This is a genomic window from Pigmentiphaga sp. NML030171 (assembly GCF_002188635.1).
In the GTDB taxonomy this organism is placed as follows: domain Bacteria; phylum Pseudomonadota; class Gammaproteobacteria; order Burkholderiales; family Burkholderiaceae_B; genus Pigmentiphaga; species Pigmentiphaga daeguensis.
This window is the reverse complement of sequence record NZ_NINX01000026.1, coordinates 59,731-79,498: the sequence shown is the minus strand read 5'-3', so window position 1 is coordinate 79,498 and position 19,768 is coordinate 59,731. Positions and strand designations below refer to the sequence as shown.

Sequence of the window (19,768 nt, the reverse complement as noted above, 5' to 3'; positions counted from 1 at the left end):
CAAGATACGGAGCGAAGGGAGCGAATATGTTGGACGCCAATCTCAAGACCCAGTTGCAGGCCTACCTGGAAAAAATCACGCAGCCGATCGAGATCGTCGCGTCCCTCGACGACGGCGACAAGTCTCGCGAGCTCGCTGAACTCCTGAAGGAAATCGCCGGCCTGTCGGAACGCATCACGCTGATCGAGCGACGCGACGACGACGAGCGCAAGCCTTCCTTCACCATCAATCGCCCCGGCGAGGACATCGGCATCCGCTTTGCCGCCATTCCCCTGGGCCATGAATTCACGTCGCTGGTCCTGGCCCTGCTCCAGGTCGGCGGCCACCCGATCAAGCTCGATGCCGACGTGATCGAGCAGATCAAGAACCTGGACGGCGACTTCTCCTTCGAGACCTATGTGTCGCTGTCCTGCCAGAACTGCCCCGAGGTCGTCCAGGCCCTGAACGTGATGTCGCTGCTGAACCCGCGCATCCGCCAGGTCACGATCGACGGCGCGCTGTTCGAGGACGAAGTCGAGAAGCGCCAGGTCATGGCCGTGCCCACGGTCTACCTGAACGGCGAAGTGTTCGGCCAGGGCCGCATGAGCGTGGAGGAATTCCTTGCCAAGCTCGACAGCAACGCCGGCCAGCGCGACGCCGAGAAGCTCAGCGCGCGCGAGCCGTACGACGTGCTGATCGTCGGCGGCGGCCCCGCGGGCGCGGCTGCTGCCGTCTACGCGGCGCGCAAGGGCATCCGCACCGGCGTCGTGGCCGAGCGCTTCGGCGGCCAGGTCCTGGACACGCTGGCGATCGAGAACTTCATTTCCGTCAAGGAGACCGAAGGGCCCAAGTTCGCCACCGCGCTGGAAGAACACGTCAAGGCCTACGACGTCGAGATCATGAACGTGCAGCGCGCCGAGGCCCTGGTGCCGGGCGCCAAGATGATCGAGGTCAGGCTGGCCAACGGCGGCGTGCTCAAGGGCCGCACGGTCATCCTGTCCACCGGCGCGCGCTGGCGCGAGGTGAACGTGCCGGGCGAACGCGAGTACCGCAACCACGGCGTGGCGTACTGCCCGCACTGCGACGGCCCGCTGTTCAAGGGCAAGCGCGTCTCCGTGATCGGCGGCGGCAACTCGGGCGTGGAAGCGGCGATCGACCTGGCCGGCCTGGTCGAGCACGTGACCCTGCTGGAATTCGCCCCCGAGCTGCGTGCCGATGCCGTGCTGCAGCGCAAGCTCAACAGCCTGTCCAACGTCACGGTCATCACCCAGGCGCAGACCACCGAGATCACCGGTGACGGCAAGAAGGTGAACGGCCTGACGTACAAGGACCGGCAATCGGGCGAAGAGCACCACATCGAACTCGAGGGTGTCTTCGTGCAGATCGGGCTGGTGCCCAATACCGAATGGCTCAAGGGCACCGTGGCGCTGAGCAAGCACGGGGAAATCGAGGTCGATGCCAGGGGCCAGACCTCGGTGCCCGGCGTGTTCGCCGCAGGCGACGTGACGACCGTGCCGTACAAGCAGATCATCATCGCCGCGGGCGAAGGCGCGAAGGCCGCGCTCAGCGCCTTCGATCACCTGATCCGCTCGTCGGTGGAAGCCGATGCGCCGGAAACGGCTGCAGTGCCCGCCTGATTCCGTTGCTGGGTTGGCGGTCCAAGGCCCGCGGGGTTCGCCCCGCGGGCCTTTCTTATTTGGTGGATGCCAAGGGCAAAGCCAGTGCCTTGACGATCGCGCGAGCCGCGTCCGCGGGAGCCAGCGTGCAGGTATCGATGGCTACTTGCGGCTCCGGCATGGCCCGCTCGGACGCTGCAAACTGCTCGCGCAACTCCCGCAGAAGATCGAGCGACCGCAGCTTCCCGAACTCGGCACGACTCGGCGCGACCAGACGTTTTTCCTGCTCGGCCGCGGGAACGCTCAATCGGACAAACCGTGTCCTGCCACCGGCGGCTTCCACGACGTCCCGCGCACGCAGGGCAAAGCCCTCGGCAACCGACGGCTCCGGCGCGAACGTAAAGACAAGGGAGCGCGCGGCCACCGCGGCCTCGTGCATCATGTCAAGCCACATGCGTTCCCGCAGCCTGACAAACTGTTCGGTACCGAAGGGGAACACGGACGCCACGGCATCGACAATCAGGTGATTGTGGAAGACGGAAAAACCGGTCAGGCGACCGAGCTCTCGTGCAACGGTCAACTTGCCGGATGCGACGGGTCCATAGATGAAAACCATTTCCATGCCAGGCATTATGGCATCGGCACAACCCCGCTCAAACCTAGGCGGCGGCATCGTCGCCGGATTCCCACTGTTCGAGCAGGATGGCGATATTGGCCGCCGTGCGGCCGATGTGCTGGGCCAGCAGTTCGCTGGCGCGCGCCTCGTCGCGGTCCAGGGTGGCGCGCAGGATGGCCTCGTGTTCGTCGGGAATGTCGCGGTCCAGCGGGCGCTCGCGCAGGAAGATGCGGCGGTAGCGGTCGGAGAACGCCAGCAGCTTCTCGCAGAACTGGGCCAGCACGGGCATCTGGCCGCCGCCGATCAGCATCAGGTGGAACTCGCGATGGCGGATCTCCCATTCGGCGAGCGCCCCGGGGTCGGAAGCGGCCCGCTTCTCGACCTGTTGCAGGCGGTGATGGGCCGCCAGCACCGCGACCTCCCAGTCCTCGCCGCCCTGCTGCATGGAAATCCGCAGCGCGTGCGGCTCCAGCATGGTGCGCAGCTCGGTGATCTCCTGGTGGTTGCGCACGGACACGGGCGCAGCCTGGTAGCCGCGCTGGTCCTGCGCGATGACCAGCCCCTCGGCCGCCAGCCGGGACAGCGCCTCGCGCAGCGGGCTGAGGCTGACGTTGAATTGTTGGCTGAGCTGGTTCAAGCGCAGTTGCTGTCCCGGCCGGAAGGTGCCGTTCAACAATTCGTCGCGCAGCGACTGGGTCAATTGGGAGGTCAGGGATGTGCTCATGGACCGGCGTCAGGCATAAAATCGATATTGACTATAAAATCGATTTAAATAAATATAAACGAAAATCGACAACCAGGAGAATTTTCCCATGCTTCCCAAACGCATCGATCGCGCCGCCGTCGACGCCCGTATCGGGTCCTACGCCGACACCGCACAAACGCTGGATGAGCGCGCCGCCATCTACCAGGAACTGATCGGCTTCGTCCCGCCCCGCATCGAGGCGCGCCTGGCCGTCACCGGCGCGCTCGATCCCAAGCTGGTGGACCTGCAGGAAAAAATGCGCGAGCACGCGATGTATCCCAAGTGCTTCGACGTGAAAACGGCGCAGCTGATGCTGTTCGGCATGCTGCTGATGGACCTGAGCGACGCCGCCGTCCTGCATGGCATCGCCGCGCGCCGCGCCGGCGCGACCTGGGAGGAAATGCAGGCCGTCGTCAGCCTGTGCTTCCTGTTCCGCGGGCTCTCGGCCGCCAACCGCGGCGCCGAACTGCTGGCCAACATCGCCGAACACGAAGCCAAAAAGGAATCCCAGGGCTGACCCCCTCGCCGGGTGCTGCGGCCCGGCTCGACTACAACGACCTAGAACGATCTCAGGAGACACACCATGACTTCGCCCCTCCGTTCCGGGCGGCGGACCGGCATGCTCGCGCTGGCCCTCGCTTGCGCCTTCGCCGGCCATCCGCTGACCGCCGCCGCGCAGGACTACCCGTCCCGGCCGGTCCAGCTCATCGTCCCGTTCGCGCCCGGCGGCGCCATCGACCAGATGGCCCGCGCCATGGGCGCGGCGCTCAGCCGCGAACTCGGCCAGCCCATCGTGATCGAGAACAAGCCCGGCGCAGGCGGCAACATCGGCGCCGAGCAGGTTGCGCGGGCGGCCCCCACCGGCTATGTGCTGCTGGTCGGCACCTCGGCCACGCACGGCGTCAATCCCTCGCTCTACGCCAAGCTGCCCTATGACGCGGTCAAGGACTTCGTTCCCGTGGCCCACTGGGGCTCGGTGCCCAACGTGCTGGCGGTCAACGCCGCCTCCAGCATACGGTCGGTCGAGGACCTGGTCGCCCAGGCCAAACGCGAGCCAGGCAAGCTGACCTACGGTTCCGCCGGCAACGGCACCTCGCTGCACCTGGCGGGAGAACTGTTCAAGCAGGCCGCGAAGGTCGATCTCGTGCACGTCCCCTACCGGGGCGGCGCCCCGGCCTCGCTCGACCTGCTGGCCGGCAACATCACCATGATGTTCGACACGGTGGCGGTGTCGCTGCCCAACCTGCGCGCGGGCAAGACGCGCGCGCTGGCGGTGGCCGCGCCCGCGCGCCACTTCGCCCTGCCCGACGTGCCGACCTTCGCCGAGAAGGGCTACCCCTCGGTGGTGTCGGCCACCTGGGCCGGCGTGTTCGCGCCCGCGGGTACGCCCGCGGCCGTCGTGCAGAAGCTCGAGGACGCCAATCGCCGCGCGCTGGAAGATCCGGCGGTGGCCGAGGTCATGCGCAAGACCGGTGTCCAGGTGGAGTTCCGCGGCAGCCGCGACTTCGCCACCTACGTGGCGAGCGAGATCGCGCTGTGGGGCAACATCATCCGGAGCAACAACATCCGGGCGGACTGACGCTGGCGCATGCAGGCCCCGCAAGGGGCCTGCCCCCGGGAACGGCCCCTCGAACCACCGCAAGCACGAAACGTGGCACCATTACGACCGCCCAGCCCGTACCTCCTCGTCGAGCGGTAGATCCATGCCACACACCCCAGAAAAAAAGCCTGAATCGCTAGGCCAGGCCGCCTATCGGCAATTGCAGGAAGCCATCGAGACCGGCGTCCTCAAGCCGGGCGACCGCGTCAGCGTGAACGCCCTGGCCGACCGGCTGGCCATCAGCCGCACGCCGGTCCGCGAAGCCATCGCGTGGCTCGAGACCGACGGCCTGATCGTGCACCAGCCCTATCTTGGCCGCGTCATCGCCGAACTCGATCATCAGATGGTGAACGAGCTCTATGCGCTGCGCTTCGTGATCGAGCCGGCGGCGGTCGGCATGGCGGCCAAGAACGCCACCGACGCCGAGATCGACGTCTTGCGCGAGATGCTCGAGTTCGAGCGCTCCGTCCTGAACGATCCCATCGAGCGCGAACGCCACAACCGGCGCTTCCATAACGCGCTGTACCGCACGGCGCACAACCGCTATGTGATCAGCACGCTGCGCGCCCTGCAGACGCCCATGATCCTGCTGGGACCAGCCACGGCCACCAACCCCAAGCGCCTGCAGGACGCGTACGCCGAACATGCCGAACTGGTCGAATGCATCGCCGCGCACGACGTCGAGGGCGCACGCGCCGCCATGGTGCGCCACCTGACCGGCGGACAGCGTGCCCGCGTCAGCTATCTGCTCAATCGGCAGTCCGACTAGGGCCTGCCCATCTGGACGCGCTCATCCGCCCACGACGATGCCCAGCTTGTCGATCAGGCGGGTCCACTGCTCCAGTTCCGCACGGATGAAGGTCCCGAACTCGGCCGGCGTCGTCAGGGAAGGCTCGGCGCCGTGCTCCATCATCTGCTTGACGATCTCGGGCTCGCGCAGCGCGGCGTTCACGTCCTTGTTGAGCTTGTCGATTACCGCGGCGGGCGTGCCAGCCGGCGCGAGCAGGCCGAACCAGCCCACCGCCGCATAGCCAGGCACTCCCGCCTCGGCCACCGTGGGCAGGCCGGGCAAGGCCTTCGAGCGTTCGGCGCTCGTCACGGCAAGCGCTTTCAGGCGGCCCGTATCGACATAGCCCATCACCGTCTGCGCCGGCGCGAACATCAGGCTCAGCGTCCCGCCCAGGAGATCGGTCACGGCCTGGCCCGTGCCCTTGTAGGGCACGTGCATCATCTCGATGCCCGCCACTTCCTTGAACAGCTCAACGGACAGGTGCGAGGCCGCGCCCACGCCCGACGAGCCGAAGTTCAGCTTGCCGGGCTCGGCCTTGGCCCTGGCCACCAGTTCCTTGATGCTGTTGATGCCCAGGCGGGGATTGACCACCACCACATAGGCGGACGCCGACACCAGCGAGATGGGCGCGAACTGCCCGACGTTCTTCTTGTCGAGCGAGGCGGTCGAACTCATCATGAGCGTGTAGCCGTCCGCTGGCGCCCGCGCCACGAAATTGGCACCGATATGCCCGCTGGCGCCGGGCCGGTTGTCCACGATTACCTGGGTCTTCCAGACCTTGGTCAGATGGGCGCCCAGTATGCGTGCCAACGTATCCGCCCCGCCTCCGGGCGGGAACGGCACCACGATGGTGACCGGCCGCGACGGAAAGGCTTGCGCCTGGGCCTGCGTGGGCAGCACCACGGCCCACGCAAGCAAGGCCGCCGCGCGGCGTGCCGTATCGATAGCACATTTCATGATCCACCTCCTCCAATGAAAACAACCGCCGGGCGTCGTTCTTGATCTTCCCGGCGAGGTTCAACGCGCCGCCACGATGCGGGTGCGCAGGGCCATGGCGGGCTCCTCGAACGCACACTCCACGACGTCCCCCGGCTTCAGGAACAATTCGTCGGCATTGGGCTTGCCCACCGCCACGCCACCGGGCGCGCCGGTGGAGAACATGTCTCCGGGCTTGAGCGGCAGCAGTCTGGAGAAATGCTCGACGATGTCCGGCAGCTTCCAGATCTGGTCGGAAGTATTGACGCGCATGCGCTCTTCGCCGTTGACGCGGCAAGTCACCCAGATGTCGTAGGCGTCGCGCACTTCGTCCATGGTGATGATGTACGGCCCCAGCGGACCGAAACCCGGGGCGTTCTTGGCGGTCCAGAACCGCGACCCCGATGCGACTTCGCGCTTCTGGGTATCGCGGCAGGTCAGGTCGTTCAGGATGGTGATCCCGGCCACGTAGCCGAAGGCGTCCTCGCGGCGCGCGCGATAGGCGGGCTTGCCGATCACGAACACCAGTTCGGGCTCGTAGTCCAGGTGCGCCACGTCCACCGGCCGCTCCACCTCGGCGTCCTGGCCGACCAGGCAGGCGTTGAGCTTGATGAAGCCCGTCGGCTCCTCCGGCAATTCCTTGATCAGATCGGTGCGCTTGAGTTCTTCGAGATGGGTGCGGTAGTTCTTGCCCACGCACAGGAACTTCTCGGCATCGGGCACGGGCGGCAGCAGCCGGACATCGTCAAGCGCATAGGCATGGCGCTCGCGCAGCGCGGCGTCGCTCGACGCCGCATCCAGCAACCGGCGCGCGCGCGCCAGTCCGGCGTCGCCCTCCTCCAGCAGCGCCCGCATGGAATACGGAAAAGCGGCCTCCCGCGGCTCCACGGCGGCCGCGCAGCGCGCCAGGTCGAGCATGCGGTCCTTGCACAGCACGCCGACGCGGGCAGCGGAAGATTCGGCGGGAACGGTAAAAGTGGCAAGTCTCATGCGGCGGGGCCTCAATCATCGTATCGAAGGTGCGATGCTATGCCTGAATTCAATTGAATTCAACTGAATTCATGCATAAAAAAACCGGGCCCTCTCGAATCGAGAGGGCCCGGCGTGACCGGCGGACGGGGAGTCTCTGCCCGCGGCGCCTTTCTTTTGAGGGGCGGACTTTTGAAGGGGGCGGCCCCTAGCCTTCGCGGCTTTCCAGCGTGAACGTGGCGCCGGCGTCCTGGGCCAGGACGCCGGTCAGCCAGGGCATGATTTCCTTCAGGGCCGACTCCAGCACCCACGGCGGGTTGACGATGAACATGCCGCTGCCGTACAGCCCCAGCCCGTCGCCCGAAGGCTTGCGCACGGTCAGGCTGACATGCAGCCAGGACCGGCCCGGCACGCGCGCCAGCCTTCCGGCCAGTTGCTGCGATTCGAGCCGCTGCACCTGCGGATACCAGATCGCGAAACAGCCGGTGGCGAAACGCTTCAAGCCCTCTTCCAGGCACTGGAGGACACGGGTGTAGTCGCGCTTGTCCTCGTACGACGGGTCGATCAGCACGATGCCGCGGCGGGTGGGGGGCGGCAACAAGGCCTTCACGCCCTCGAAGCCGTCCGCGGCGTAGATCATGGTGTGGCGCTCGATCTCCCGGCCCAGTTGCCGGCAGTTGCGCCGCAGGACGTCGATCTCGGTGGGGTGCAGTTCGAACAGGCGCAGGCGGTCCCGCTCGCGCAGCGCCTGGGCGGCGATGAAGGGCGACCCGGGATAATGGCGCAGCAGGTCGTCCTCGTTGAAGGCGGCGACCTCGTCCACGTATTCGGCCACGATGCCGGGCAGGTCGTCGCGCGTCCACAGGCGCGCGATGCCGGTCTCGAACTCGGCGTTCTTGCCCGCCCAGTCCCCTTCCAGCGCATAGATCCCGGCGCCCGCGTGGGTGTCGACGTACCAGTACGGCGCGTCCTTCTGCGCGAAATAGCGCAGCAATTGCACGAGCACGAGGTGTTTGAGCACGTCGGCATGGTTGCCGGCGTGGAAGGCATGGCGATAGCTGAACATGGGATTTCCAGAAGAGCGCTCATTGTAGGCGCCCCGGCGGCGTGGCCGCTCGACCGCGTTACATGTGCCACGCATCCCTTGCAATCGTGACGGCTTGCACGGACCGCCCGCGTGGGGCCGGCCATGCCGGCGCCACGGCTTACAAATGCACACAGGCTGCTTTGACACCCGGCGGACCGGCCCCGTATGTTGAAAGCACCGGCCACATCCGCCTTGCCGGAACGGCCGCTTTCAAGGAGAGATCGATGAGGACACGCAACCTGATGATCGCCGCCATGATTGCAGCCTTCTCGGCCGCCGCGCCCCTGGCCATGGCCCAGGGCGACGGCCAGGCCACCAAGGAGTCGGCGGGCAAGTTCGCCAGCGACACGGTAATCACCACCAAGGTCAAGGCCGCGCTGCTCAAGGAACAAGCCACGCAATCGCTGAGCATCAAGGTCAAGACGGTCAATGGCGTGGTGCAGTTGTCCGGCTCCGCCGACGACTCCGCGCAGATCGATTCCGCCGTGAGAGTGGCACGCGGCATCGACGGCGTCCAGGACGTCAGGAACGACATCCAGCTCAAGAAACAAGGCGAGCGCTGACCCGCCGCGGGCGGCGCGCCGCCGGCCGCCGCCCTCGGGCGGGATGCCTCGGGCATCCCGCCAGAAGTCCCGCCAGACCTGGCTTTTCATTTTGATGAACCGCCCCTAATATGCGCCTGGGGGGCAGGCCGTCGACGGGCCGAGACCGGCACGCGCCAAGCAATGGCGACGCGCCGCACCAGGCGCTGCGCATGGCTTCCCACTTCGTCCACGTACCTGGAAGCCACCATGCTAGAGCGCCTATTCAAACTCCACGAACACGGCACCAATGCTCGCACCGAGCTGCTGGCGGGAATCACCACGTTCCTGACCATGTCCTACATCATCTTCGTCAACCCGCAGATCCTGTCCACCACGGGCATGGACAAGGGCGCCGTCTTCGCCGCCACCTGCATCGCGGCGGCGATCGGCTCCCTGATGATGGCCTTCGTGGCCAACTACCCCATCGGCATGGCGCCGGGCATGGGGTTGAACGCGTTCTTCGCGTTCACCGTCGTGGCGACCCTGGGCTTCACCTGGCAGCAGGCGCTGGGCGCGGTCTTCATCTCGGGCGTCATCTTCATCGTGCTGACCGTCACCGGCGTGCGAAGCTGGCTGATCGCCGGCATCGCGCCTTCCCTGCGCAGCGCCATCGCGGCCGGTATCGGCCTGTTCCTGGCCATCATCGCGCTCAGCAGCTCCGGCATCGTGGTCGCCAGCCCCGCCACGCTGATCACCATGGGCGACCTGCACAAGCCCGCCCCGCTGCTGGCCATACTCGGCTTCTTCATCATCGCCATCCTGGATGCGCTGAAGGTCCGCGGCGCGATCCTGCTGGGCATCCTGATCATCACGGTGCTCAGCATGGTGCTGGGCATCAACGAATTCCACGGCGTCTTCTCGTCCCCGCCCAGCCTGGCTCCCACCTTCCTGCAACTGGACATCCTGGGCGCGCTGCACATGGGCTTCGTGCACGTGGTGCTGGTATTCGTCCTGGTCGAGGTATTCGACGCCACCGGCACGCTGATGGGCGTGGCCAAGCGCGCCGGCCTGCTGGCCGAAGGCAAGAACCGCATCGGCCGCGCCCTGCTGGCCGACAGCACCGCCATCACCGCGGGCTCGCTGCTGGGCACCAGCAGCACCACGGCCTACGTCGAAAGCGCCTCGGGCGTCCAGGCCGGCGGCCGTACCGGCCTGACGGCCCTGGTGGTGGGCGCGCTGTTCCTGGCCGCGCTGTTCATCTCGCCGCTGGCCGGCTCGGTGCCCGCCTACGCCACCGCGCCCGCGCTGCTGTACGTGGCCGGCCTGATGATGCGCGAGCTGATCGATGTGAAATGGGACGACATCACCGAAGCCATCCCCGCCGCGCTGACCGCGCTGGCCATGCCCTTCACGTACTCGATCGCCACCGGCCTCGCGTTCGGCTTCATCAGCTACGTCGTACTCAAGGCATGCACCGGCCGCGTCCGTGAAATCCATCCCGCGGCCTGGCTGATCGCCATCCTGTTCCTGGTCCGCTTCGCCTTCTTCGCGGCCTGAACCAGGAGCGGGGTCTAATCCTCGTCGACGAACAAGGTGCAGGCCCCCTCCTCGGCCGCGCTGACCGCCCGGCGCATGTGGCCGAACAGATCGCGCCCGACGCCGCGGCGATGCGGCCGCAGGTCGGGCGCGGCCTGGGCGGGACGGGCGCCCAGGTCCGCCAGCACCTCCAGCACGCCGCGCCGCGCGTCCAGCCGCACCCGATCCCCGGTTCGCACCCGGCCGATGAGTCCCCCCTTCAAGGCCTCGGGCGTGACGTGGATGGCCGCGGGCACCTTGCCCGAGGCCCCCGACATGCGGCCGTCGGTCACCAGCGCGACGTGGAATCCCCTCCCCTGCAACACCGACAGCGTGGGCGTGAGCTTGTGCAGTTCGGGCATGCCGTTGGCGGCCGGCCCCTGCCAGCGCACGACCGCGACGAAATCGCGCTCCAGCTCGCCCCGCTGGAAAGCGGCCAGCACGTCGTCCTGGTCGTCGAACACGATGGCGGGCGCCTCCACCACCTGATGTTCGGGCGCCACCGCCGAGATCTTGATGATGGAGCGGCCCAGGTTGCCTTCCAGCACGCGCAGCCCGCCATCGGGCGAGAACGGACGGTCCAGCGGACGCACGATGGAGTCGTCTCCCGGGGTCTCGGCGCCGTCCCGCCAGGCCAGCCGGCCGTCCTCAAGACAGGGTTCGCGGCAATAGGCTTCGAGCCCCTTGCCCACGATAGTGGTGACGTCCTCGTGCAGCAGCCCTCCCCTGCGTAACTGGCGGATGACGAACTGCAGGCCGCCCGCGGCCTGGAAACCGTTCACGTCGGCCTTGCCGTTCGGATAGACGCGAGCCAGCAGCGGCACCACCTCGGACAAGGCGTGGAAATCGTCCCAGTTCAGTTCTATGCCGGCTGCCCGCGCCATGGCCACCAGGTGCAAGGTATGGTTGGTCGACCCTCCGGTGGCCATCAGGCCGACGATGCCGTTGACGAAGGCCTTCTCGTCCAGGACGTCGCACAGCGGCGTATACCGCCCGCCACCGTGCCAGAGCGATACGGCCTGCCTGGCCGCCTCGCGGGTCAGGGCCTCGCGCAGCGGGGTATGGGGATTGACGAAGGACGTTCCGGGCAGGTGCAGGCCCATGAACTCCATCAGCATCTGGTTCGAATTGGCGGTGCCGTAGAAGGTACAGGTGCCCGGCCCGTGATAGGCCTGGCTCTCGGCTTCCAGCAATTCCGCGCGGCCGACCTTGCCTTCGGCATACAGCTGCCGGATCCTGGCCTTCTCGTCGTTGCTCACGCCGGTGGTCATGGGCCCGCCGGGGACGAACACGGCAGGCAGATGGCCAAAGGACAACGCGCCGATGACCAGGCCGGGGACGATCTTGTCGCAAACGCCCAGGTAGACCGCCGCGTCGAACATCTGGTGCGACAGGGCCACGGCCGTGGCCATCGCGATGACGTCGCGCGAGAACAGCGACAGTTCCATGCCCGCCTGCCCCTGGGTGACGCCGTCGCACATGGCCGGCACGCCGCCGGCGAACTGCGCCGTGGCGCCGGCCGCCAGCGCGGCCTCCTTGATCCAGGCGGGGAAATCGGCCAGGGGCTGGTGGGCCGACAGCATGTCGTTGTAGGCCGACACGATGGCCACGTTGGGCTGCTCCTGCACCTTGAGCATCAGCTTCGCCCGATCGGGCATGGCCGCGAAACCGTGCGCCAGGTTGGTACACGACAGGTGGCTGCGCTCGACCTTCGTGCCGGCCCGCGCGCGGGTTTCCTCCAGCCACTGCGCGCGGCGGTCCCCGCCTCGCGCGATGATGCGGTCGGTGACTTCCTGTAGGACGGGATGCAAGGACATGGCGATCGACCTCCGGGATGCTCGCGCGCGCGGCGGACGCCGCGGCGCCGGCGGTGGGCGCGTACGCAAGTATCGGGCCCGCCAGCTGGCTGGCGGGCTAGCCTTCCAGCGACTTCAAGCGGCGCAACTGGGGAAACAATACCATCCACAGCAGGGCCACCGCGATCGTGCCCGCGCCGCCGATCAGCACCGCCGGCACGACGCCGAACAGCGCGGCCGTCACGCCCGACTCGAATTCGCCCAGTTGATTGGAGGTACCGACGAACAGGGAGTTCACCGCGCTGACGCGGCCCAGCATTTCCGGCGGCGTCTGCAGCTGGACCAGCGTGAAGCGGATCACGACGCTGACCACGTCCGAGGCCCCGAGCACGAACAGCGCCGCCATGGAAACGGCCAGGTGCGAAGACAGGCCGAACACGACCGTGGCCAGGCCGAATACGGCCAGCGACGAGAACAGGATGCGGCCGACGTTGCGATGGATGGGGTGGTGGGCCAGGAAGACCGACATGGCCAGCGCCCCCAGGGCGGGCGCCGTGCGCAGCAAGCCCAGCCCCCACGGGCCGGTATGCAGGATGTCGCGCGCGTAGATGGGCAGCAGCGCGGTCGCGCCGCCCAGCAGCACCGCGAACAGGTCCAGCGACAGCGTCCCCAGGATGACCGGACGGCTGCGAATGAAGGCAATGCCCGAGAAAACGGACTTGAGCGTGACCGGCTCGCGGGTGGATGCGGTGCGTTCCGCCCGGATCATCGCCACCAGTCCGCCACCGACGAAGAAGAACACGCAGGCCACGACGTAGGCCACCATGGACCCGAACCCGTACAGCAGCCCGCCCATCGCGGGGCCGAGGATCTGCGCGGTCTGGGTGGCGGAGGTGGACCAGGCCGCTGCCTGGGGGATGAGGCTGCGCGGCACCACGCCCTGCACCAGCGCAGCCATGGTGGGCGACTCGAAGGCGCGCGCGGCGCCGCCCAGCGCCACCAGCCCCAGGATGGCGTCGCGCGTGAGCCAGCCTTCCCATGTACCGAAGGCCAGCAGGCCCGCCGCGATCGACTCCACCACCATGCAGACGCTGGCGATGACCCGCCGGTCGTAGCGGTCGGCCACCTGTCCCACGACGAAGGTCAGCACCACCATGGGCAGGAACTGCGCCAGCCCGACCAGGCCCAGGTCAAAGGCGCTGCCGGTGATCTCGTAGACCTGCCAGCCCACGGCCACCGACAGCATCTGGAACGACAGGGTCGACATGACCCGGCTGAACCAGAACAGGATGAAGGGAGGATGGCGCGCGACCGACCGGATGCCGGCGGGATTATCGTCCGAACTCATCACCCATCTCTTGCGCGCGATGGGCTGCGGCCTGCATGGCTCGGACCACGGCCTGGCGGAAATTCGCCTGGGCCAGGACGTCCAGGGCCGCGGCCGTGGTGCCTCCCTTGGAAGTCACGCGCTCGCGCAGCACCGACGGCGGCTCGGAAGACTCGGCAGCCAGGCTGGCCGCGCCCGACAGCGTGGCCAGCGCCAGTGCGCGCGACTGCTCGTCGTCCAGCCCCACGGCTTTGCCGCCTTCGATCAGGGCTTCGATGAACAGGAAGACATAGGCCGGACCGCTGCCGGACAGCGCGGTCACGCCGTCCAGGTCGGCCTCGCGCGAGACCCAGACGGTGCTGCCTACGGCTTCCAGCACGGCCTGGGCCTGCGCCCGGTCGGCTTCGCCCACGCCATCGAGCGCGGCCAGGCCGGTCACGCCCTGCCCGATCAGCGCGGGCGTATTGGGCATGCAGCGCACGACGCGCAGCCACGGCTGCGTGTCGGATCCCAGCCAGCGCGCCAGGTCGGCGGCCCGGATGCCGGCGGCGATGCTGATCACCAGACTGTCCTTGAGCCAGGGCCGGCTCGCCGCGGCAACCTCTTTCATCACCTGCGGCTTGACCGCATACACCCAGATGTCGCAACGGGACAAGGCCTCGTCCGGCCCGGCCGCGACCGAGGCGCCGCGCGCCGCCCAGGCCTGCCGGGTGGACTCATGCGGATCCACGACGTGGATGTTCCCCATGGGGCAGAATTTGCCCGCCAGGCCGGAGATCAGCGCGGCGGCCATGTTGCCGCCGCCGATGAATGCGATGGAAAGCGCTTGGGTCATTGAGGTTTCCTTGGGAAGCGTTGTGGCCGCGCGCTCAGGACGAGTAATCCCGGGCGCCGAAGATGGCGGTGCCCACCCGGACGATGGACGCCCCGGCCGCCACCGCGGCCTCCAGGTCGTCCGACATGCCCATGGACAGGGTATCGAGCCCGAAGCCTTCCCGGTTCAGGTCGCGCATGAGCGCCGCCAGGCTGGCGAAGACCGCCTGCTGGCGGACGGGGTCCTGCTGGGGGGCGGGGATGCACATCAGGCCGCGCAGGCGCACGCGCGGCAGCGCGGCGATTTCCCGCGCCAGCCCGAGCGCTTCGGCGGGCGCCACGCCGCTCTTGGTGGGCTGGTCGTCGATGTTGACCTGCATGCACAGCTGGAGGTCGGCCATGCCGGGCGGCCGCAGGTCGGACAGGCGCTGGGCGATCTTCAGGCGATCGATGCTGTGGACCCAGTCGAAATGGGCTGCGACCAGGCGGGCCTTGTTGCTTTGCAGGGGGCCGATGAAATGCCATTCGGTGCCGGCCCGCAGATCGTCCAGCGCGGCCAGCTTGTCGACGGCCTCCTGGACGTAGCTTTCGCCGAAGGCCCGCTGCCCGGCCCCGTGGGCCTCGCGCACCGCCTGGGCGGAAAAGGTCTTGGACACCGCCAGCAGCGCCACCTCGCCCGGCGCGCGGCCGCAGGCCTGGGCGGCATGGTCGATGCGCCGGTGGACGGCGCGCAGGTTGTCGGCGATGAGCGACATGGCTTCAGGGGAAAAGCGACGATTATATAGGCCGCCCACCCCGCCGAACCGTCCGCGCTAGCCCAGCAGCGTGGTCTGCACGAAGATGCCGGCGAACACCGAGAAACCGAACCAGGTGTTGTGCAGGAAGGCGCGAAAGCACGCCGCGCGGTCGCGATGGCGGATCCACCACAGGTGGCGCACGGCGATGGCGGCGGCGCCCGCCAGCCCCGCCGCGTAGGCCCATCCGTAGTCCAGCATGGCGCCGACCACGCCCAGCAGCGCCAGGGTCGCCGCATAGCATACGCCCACGGCGGCCACGTCCCACTTGCCGAAGGTGACGGCGGAGGTGCGCAGGCCGAGTTTGAGGTCGTCGGGCCGGTCCACCATGGCGTACTCGGTGTCGTAGGCGATCGCCCAGAAGATGTTGGCCGCCAGCATGATCCAGCCTTCCAGCGGCACGGTCTCGAGCACGGCCGCGTAGGCCATGGGGATGCCGAAGCCGAAGGCGATGCCCAGGTAGGCCTGGGGGATGGCGAAGAAACGCTTGAACTTGGGATAGGTGACGGACAGGAACACGGCCACCACGGACAGGGCCCAGACCAGGTGGTTCATGGGCAGGATCAGGAGCAGCGCCAGCAGCGTCAGCGCCAGCGTCACGCCCAGCGCCTCGCGGCCCGAGATCAGTCCCGACGTCAGCACCCGGTCGCGCGTGCGCTCGACGTGCAGGTCGACGTCGCGGTCGAAATAATCGTTGATGCCGCAGCCGGCCGATCGCATCAGCACCGTACCCATCACGAAGGCGAACACAAAATACAGCGACGGCCCGCCCTTGCTGGCGGCCCACAGGGCCCACAGCGTGGGCCAGACCAACAGCAGGATGCCGATCGGCTTGTCCAGGCGCACCAGGCGCATGTACAGGCCCAGGCGGTGGGAAAGGGAGACGGGAAACGTAGGGTCCATGGCGTTATGGTACCAGCGCCTCTCACTGGATCGGGTGATGCGTGCCCGCCCTGAGTTGCCTAGAATCCGCGCATGAGAAAAATCCTGCTCGCCTCCGCGCTGTGCGCGACGCTCGCCGGCTGCGCCACCGTGGAGCCCGCCGGCACCGCCCAGTCATCCCAATCCTTGGCGGCGGCTCAAGCTGCCTTCCAGCAGATCCAATGGGGCTTTCTACAGCCCTACATCGGCCACCTGTACGTCAACGACGATGGCGACTGGCTGCAGGTAATGGCGGACCCGGCCCAGGGCGCGCTCGCCATCAGGCTCTACACGGCCAACAACCTGCGAGACTCCAGCGCGATCCGGCTACTCGTACGCCCCACGGCCCAGCCGGACACCTACCACATGCTGATCGAGCAATCCGGCATGTTCAGCGACGACCAGGCGACCATCCGCTTCGACGAAAGCGGGCGCATGAAAATCCTGAACGGCTCGCTGAACGATCTGCAACTGTCCCTGGCCGACGCTGCCGCGCATTTTTCCTATCGCGCATCGGCCGCCTCGTTCCACATGAGGCCCAAGCCGCTGCGCCGCGACGTCTATACCCTGCCCGACGGCGGCACGATCCCCGTCAGCCTGGACCCGGCCTCCCCCTACCAGCAATTGCGCGCCGCCTCGCCGTTCGGCATCTGGGAACAAAGCGTGGGGCAGACCTTCGTCAGCCGCATCGTCCTGTTGAAAATCGACAAGGACGACGCAGGCAACCTGGTTTTCCAGTACAGCCTGCCCGACGGATCGAACCCCGGCCGGGAGGTCTTTCAGGCGCCATCCAGTACGGACCCCAGGGCATTGCGCGTACTGAGCATGCCGAACCGGCCCGCGGGTTCCTTCGACAGCAGGCAACTGACGCTGTCGGCGGATGACCGCCTGATCCACCGATTCACGGGCACGGAAAACATCTTCACCTACAACGGCGACTATCTGAACATCTACATCAACCGCGGCGATTCCATCCGGATCATGAGCCGGGCGCAGGGGCCGGACGATGACTCGCCGTCGACAGGGAACAATATCTATCTTCCCGTGACCCGCGAGCGCCTGGCCGCGGCGATGGAAAACCGCGAGCGCCAGCAAGTCGAGCGCGAACGGGACCGCATATATGCCCAGCGCCGCGCCGCCGAGCGGGCGGCCGAATCCCAGGCCACGACGAACGCCATACTGAGCGGCCTGGCCAGCGGCTTCCAGCAGGCCAACCAGAGCAACCAGCGCATGGCGCAGCAGTCCCGCGACTTCGAACGCGACCTGAACCAGAAGCTGCGGCAGATCGAACAGCAGAAACAGCAGCGCGACCGCGAAGCCGCCGCGCATGCCGACCGGATCATGGCGGCCAACGCCGCGGCTGCGCAGACCCGCGCGGCGTCCGCGCCGACATCCACGGCCTCTTCCCCGCCGCAACGAACCGCGGCCGCGGCACCGGCGGCATCAGCGAGCGCGCAGGAAGCCCAGCGCAAGCAGGAAGAACAGCGCAAGGCCGAGGAAGCCCGCGCCGCGGAACAGGCCAGGCTGGCCAAGGAAAAACAGCGCGAGGAAGAAACCCGCAGGAAGGCGGAGCTCGCCCGCCAGGAACAGGAACGCCGGACCCAGGCGCTGCTGGATCATCTCGCCGCCGAGCGGCGCGCCATACGCCTGCAGGCGGCCCAATGCCCCGCCAAGGGGGGACTGCCCTCGGTGATCGGCATCCGGCCCCGCGTGCAGCCCAAGGTCGCCAACTGCATCACGGTGCATTTCGAAGCCCGCTGCCCCGCCGACCGTCCCGGCACGGGAATGACCGGGTCGATCTGGGCCTACAACGGCATGGGCAATTGCACCGAAACCGGCGACCTGCCGCGCAAGCTGGCCTGCGACGTGCGGGAAGCCGTGGTCGAGGTCACGAACGTGACCACCTGCCAATAACAGCGGCGGGGCCCTGCCGGGCCCCGGACACCGCTAGTTCAGCCCGCGCAGCGCGAAGCGCTTGAGCTTGCCCGTTTCGGTACGGGGCAAGGCGTCGACGAAGCGGATGACGCGCGGGTACTTGTAGGGAGCGATGGTGCGCTTGACGTGCTCCTGCAGGGTCTTGGCCAGATCGTCTCCAGGCGCGAAGCCGGGGCGCGGCACGACGAAGGCGGTGACGACCTGGCCGCGCTCTTCGTCGGCGACGCCGATCACGCCGCATTCGGCCACGGCCTCGTGCTGGAGCAAGGCGCTTTCGACCTCGGGGCCGGCGATGTTGTAGCCGGCCGAGATGATCATGTCGTCCGTGCGGGCCTGGTAATACAGGTAGCCGTCCTCGTCCATCATGAAGGAATCGCCGGTAAGGTTCCATCCCTGGCGCACGGCGTTGGCCTGGCGATCGTCGGCCAGGTATTTGCAGCCGGTGGGGCCGCGCACGGCCAGGCGGCCGACGGTGCGGGGCGGCAGCGGCTGCATGGATTCGTCGACGACGCAGGCTTCGTAGCCGGGCACCACCTTGCCGATGGCGCCGCGGCGCACGTCCTGGCCGGCGCTGGAGATGAAGATGTGGATCATCTCGGTGCTGCCGATGCCGTCGGTCATTTCCACGCCCGTGGCCTGCTTCCAGCTCTGGCGCGTGGCGTCGGGCAGCGCCTCGCCGGCCGAGACGGAATGGCGCAGGCTGGAGATGTCGTAGCCCGAGGCCAGGGCCGCCATCTGGCGGTAGAAGGTAGGCGCGGTAAAGACGATGGTGGCGCGGGTGGCCTGGATGGTCTCCAGCAGCGAGGCCGGCGTCAGCTTCTCGGACAGCACGGTGGACGCGCCCGCGCGCAGCGGGAAGCACAGCATGCCGCCCAGGCCGAAGGTGAACGCCAGCGGCGGCGTGCCGCAGAAGATGTCGTCGGGCGTGGCCTGCAATATCGACCGCGGGAACAGGTCGCACATCGCCAGCACGTCGCGGTGGAAATGGATGCAGCCCTTGGGGCTGCCCGTGGTGCCGCTGGTGAAGGCGATCAGGCAGACGTCGTCGCCGGCCGTGTCGCAGGCGGGAAAGGAGGCGGACTTGTCGCGCGCCAGGGCCTCCAGCGATTCGGGACCGTCGTCATTGAAGAAACGGGCCTGGGTCAAGGTGGGACAGTGGGTCGGGCCGGGCCGCATGCAGGCGTCGATCTCGTCGCGCAAGCGCACGTCGCACAGCGCCGCGCTGACCTGCGCCTTGTCGATGACGGGCTTGAGCTCCACCGCGCGCAGCAGCGGCATGGTGGGCACCGCCACCAGACCCGCCTTGATCGTGGCCAGGAGGGCGATCGCCATGGCCGGATTGTTCGGGCCGCGCAGCAGGACCCGGTTGCCCGGCACCAGGCCCATGTCCTCGACCAGGACATGCGCCAGGCGGTCCACCCGCTGCTGCAACTCGGCATAGGTGATGGCCGAAGGCTTGCCGTCGGTCACCGTCCAGATGGCTGGGCGCCGGCCGTGCCCCGCCGCCACCGCGCCGTCGACCAGCTCGGCCGCGCAATTGAAGCGGGCGGGATAGCGGACGGCGGGATGGTCGAGCAGGAATGCCGGCCAGGCCTCGGGCGGCGGCAGATGATCGCGCGCAAAGGTATCGAGATGCCCCGAGCGTTCCATGAGTGGTCTCCAGCGGTATGCGCGGCCTCCTGGCCGGGCAGTGACGGGTCGAAGAT

The 19,768-nt window shown here is 67.9% G+C and carries 18 protein-coding genes; 7 read left to right on the top strand and 11 right to left on the bottom strand.

The window, feature by feature from the left end; translation table 11 throughout:
* Positions 1–26: 26 nt before the first annotated feature.
* Positions 27–1,616, top strand: coding sequence for an alkyl hydroperoxide reductase subunit F (gene ahpF, locus CDO46_RS09075; RefSeq protein WP_087838230.1), 1,590 nt, complete (start codon positions 27–29; stop codon positions 1,614–1,616).
* Between the two features lie 55 nt (positions 1,617–1,671).
* Here the strand turns inward: ahpF and CDO46_RS09070 are convergent, their stop codons facing one another.
* Entirely contained in the window at positions 1,672–2,211 is a 540-nt protein-coding gene (locus CDO46_RS09070) for an AAA family ATPase (protein ID WP_243724621.1), read from the bottom strand.
* A gap of 43 nt (positions 2,212–2,254) precedes the next feature.
* Positions 2,255–2,935, bottom strand: a complete 681-nt coding sequence (locus tag CDO46_RS09065; protein ID WP_087838228.1) for a GntR family transcriptional regulator — start codon at positions 2,933–2,935, stop codon at positions 2,255–2,257.
* Between the two features lie 88 nt (positions 2,936–3,023).
* Between CDO46_RS09065 and CDO46_RS09060 the strand changes: the two genes are divergently transcribed.
* The 3 genes from CDO46_RS09060 to CDO46_RS09050 all read left to right on the top strand — a co-directional run bounded on the left by CDO46_RS09060 (position 3,024) and on the right by CDO46_RS09050 (position 5,325).
* A complete protein-coding gene (locus CDO46_RS09060; protein ID WP_087838227.1) occupies positions 3,024–3,473 on the top strand; it encodes a carboxymuconolactone decarboxylase family protein in 450 nt (149 codons plus the stop codon).
* Positions 3,474–3,539: 66 nt separating this feature from the next.
* Positions 3,540–4,535, top strand: a complete 996-nt coding sequence (locus tag CDO46_RS09055; protein ID WP_087838226.1) for a tripartite tricarboxylate transporter substrate binding protein — start codon at positions 3,540–3,542, stop codon at positions 4,533–4,535.
* Between the two features lie 124 nt (positions 4,536–4,659).
* A complete protein-coding gene (locus tag CDO46_RS09050) occupies positions 4,660–5,325 on the top strand; it encodes a GntR family transcriptional regulator (protein ID WP_087838225.1) in 666 nt (221 codons plus the stop codon).
* 21 nt (positions 5,326–5,346) lie between these two features.
* Here the strand turns inward: CDO46_RS09050 and CDO46_RS09045 are convergent, their stop codons facing one another.
* The 3 genes from CDO46_RS09045 to CDO46_RS09035 form a co-directional block, all read right to left on the bottom strand.
* Entirely contained in the window at positions 5,347–6,303 is a 957-nt protein-coding gene (locus CDO46_RS09045) for a tripartite tricarboxylate transporter substrate binding protein (RefSeq protein ID WP_087838224.1), read from the bottom strand.
* A 60-nt stretch (positions 6,304–6,363) separates the two neighbouring features.
* Positions 6,364–7,311: a fumarylacetoacetate hydrolase family protein gene (locus tag CDO46_RS09040; RefSeq protein ID WP_087838223.1), complete on the bottom strand. Its 948-nt coding sequence runs from the start codon at positions 7,309–7,311 to the stop codon at positions 6,364–6,366.
* A 187-nt stretch (positions 7,312–7,498) separates the two neighbouring features.
* Entirely contained in the window at positions 7,499–8,356 is an 858-nt protein-coding gene (locus CDO46_RS09035) for a 23S rRNA (adenine(2030)-N(6))-methyltransferase RlmJ (RefSeq protein ID WP_087838222.1), read from the bottom strand.
* 245 nt (positions 8,357–8,601) lie between these two features.
* On the opposite strand from CDO46_RS09035, the gene CDO46_RS28330 reads away from it, so the two are divergent.
* Positions 8,602–8,940 carry a BON domain-containing protein gene (locus tag CDO46_RS28330; RefSeq protein ID WP_165963278.1) on the top strand — a complete coding sequence of 113 codons (339 nt, stop codon included), beginning with the start codon at positions 8,602–8,604 and terminating at the stop codon, positions 8,938–8,940.
* A gap of 228 nt (positions 8,941–9,168) precedes the next feature.
* Positions 9,169–10,458, top strand: coding sequence for an NCS2 family permease (locus CDO46_RS09025; RefSeq protein WP_087838220.1), 1,290 nt, complete (start codon positions 9,169–9,171; stop codon positions 10,456–10,458).
* A gap of 14 nt (positions 10,459–10,472) precedes the next feature.
* Here the strand turns inward: CDO46_RS09025 and edd are convergent, their stop codons facing one another.
* The 5 genes from edd to ubiA all read right to left on the bottom strand — a co-directional run bounded on the left by edd (position 10,473) and on the right by ubiA (position 16,109).
* Positions 10,473–12,293 (bottom strand): phosphogluconate dehydratase, encoded by a 1,821-nt coding sequence (gene edd, locus CDO46_RS09020; protein ID WP_087838219.1) that lies wholly within the window; start codon positions 12,291–12,293, stop codon positions 10,473–10,475.
* A gap of 97 nt (positions 12,294–12,390) precedes the next feature.
* Entirely contained in the window at positions 12,391–13,620 is a 1,230-nt protein-coding gene (locus tag CDO46_RS09015) for an MFS transporter (protein WP_087838218.1), read from the bottom strand.
* The gene (gene proC, locus CDO46_RS09010) at positions 13,604–14,434 is read right to left on the bottom strand and encodes a pyrroline-5-carboxylate reductase (protein WP_087838217.1); all 831 of its coding nucleotides are present in this window, start codon (positions 14,432–14,434) and stop codon (positions 13,604–13,606) included. The genes CDO46_RS09015 and proC overlap by 17 nt, the downstream gene beginning before the upstream one ends.
* A gap of 34 nt (positions 14,435–14,468) precedes the next feature.
* Positions 14,469–15,167 carry a YggS family pyridoxal phosphate-dependent enzyme gene (locus CDO46_RS09005; RefSeq protein WP_087838216.1) on the bottom strand — a complete coding sequence of 233 codons (699 nt, stop codon included), beginning with the start codon at positions 15,165–15,167 and terminating at the stop codon, positions 14,469–14,471.
* A gap of 57 nt (positions 15,168–15,224) precedes the next feature.
* Complete coding sequence (gene ubiA / locus CDO46_RS09000) at positions 15,225–16,109, bottom strand: 4-hydroxybenzoate octaprenyltransferase (protein ID WP_087838215.1); 885 nt, start codon at positions 16,107–16,109, stop codon at positions 15,225–15,227.
* A 72-nt stretch (positions 16,110–16,181) separates the two neighbouring features.
* Here ubiA and CDO46_RS08995 point away from each other — a divergent pair, with 72 nt between their 5' ends.
* Complete coding sequence (locus CDO46_RS08995) at positions 16,182–18,041, top strand: hypothetical protein (protein WP_087838214.1); 1,860 nt, start codon at positions 16,182–16,184, stop codon at positions 18,039–18,041.
* Positions 18,042–18,074: 33 nt separating this feature from the next.
* Here the strand turns inward: CDO46_RS08995 and CDO46_RS08990 are convergent, their stop codons facing one another.
* Positions 18,075–19,712 (bottom strand): AMP-binding protein, encoded by a 1,638-nt coding sequence (locus CDO46_RS08990; protein WP_087838213.1) that lies wholly within the window; start codon positions 19,710–19,712, stop codon positions 18,075–18,077.
* Between the last annotated feature and the right edge of the window lie 56 nt (positions 19,713–19,768).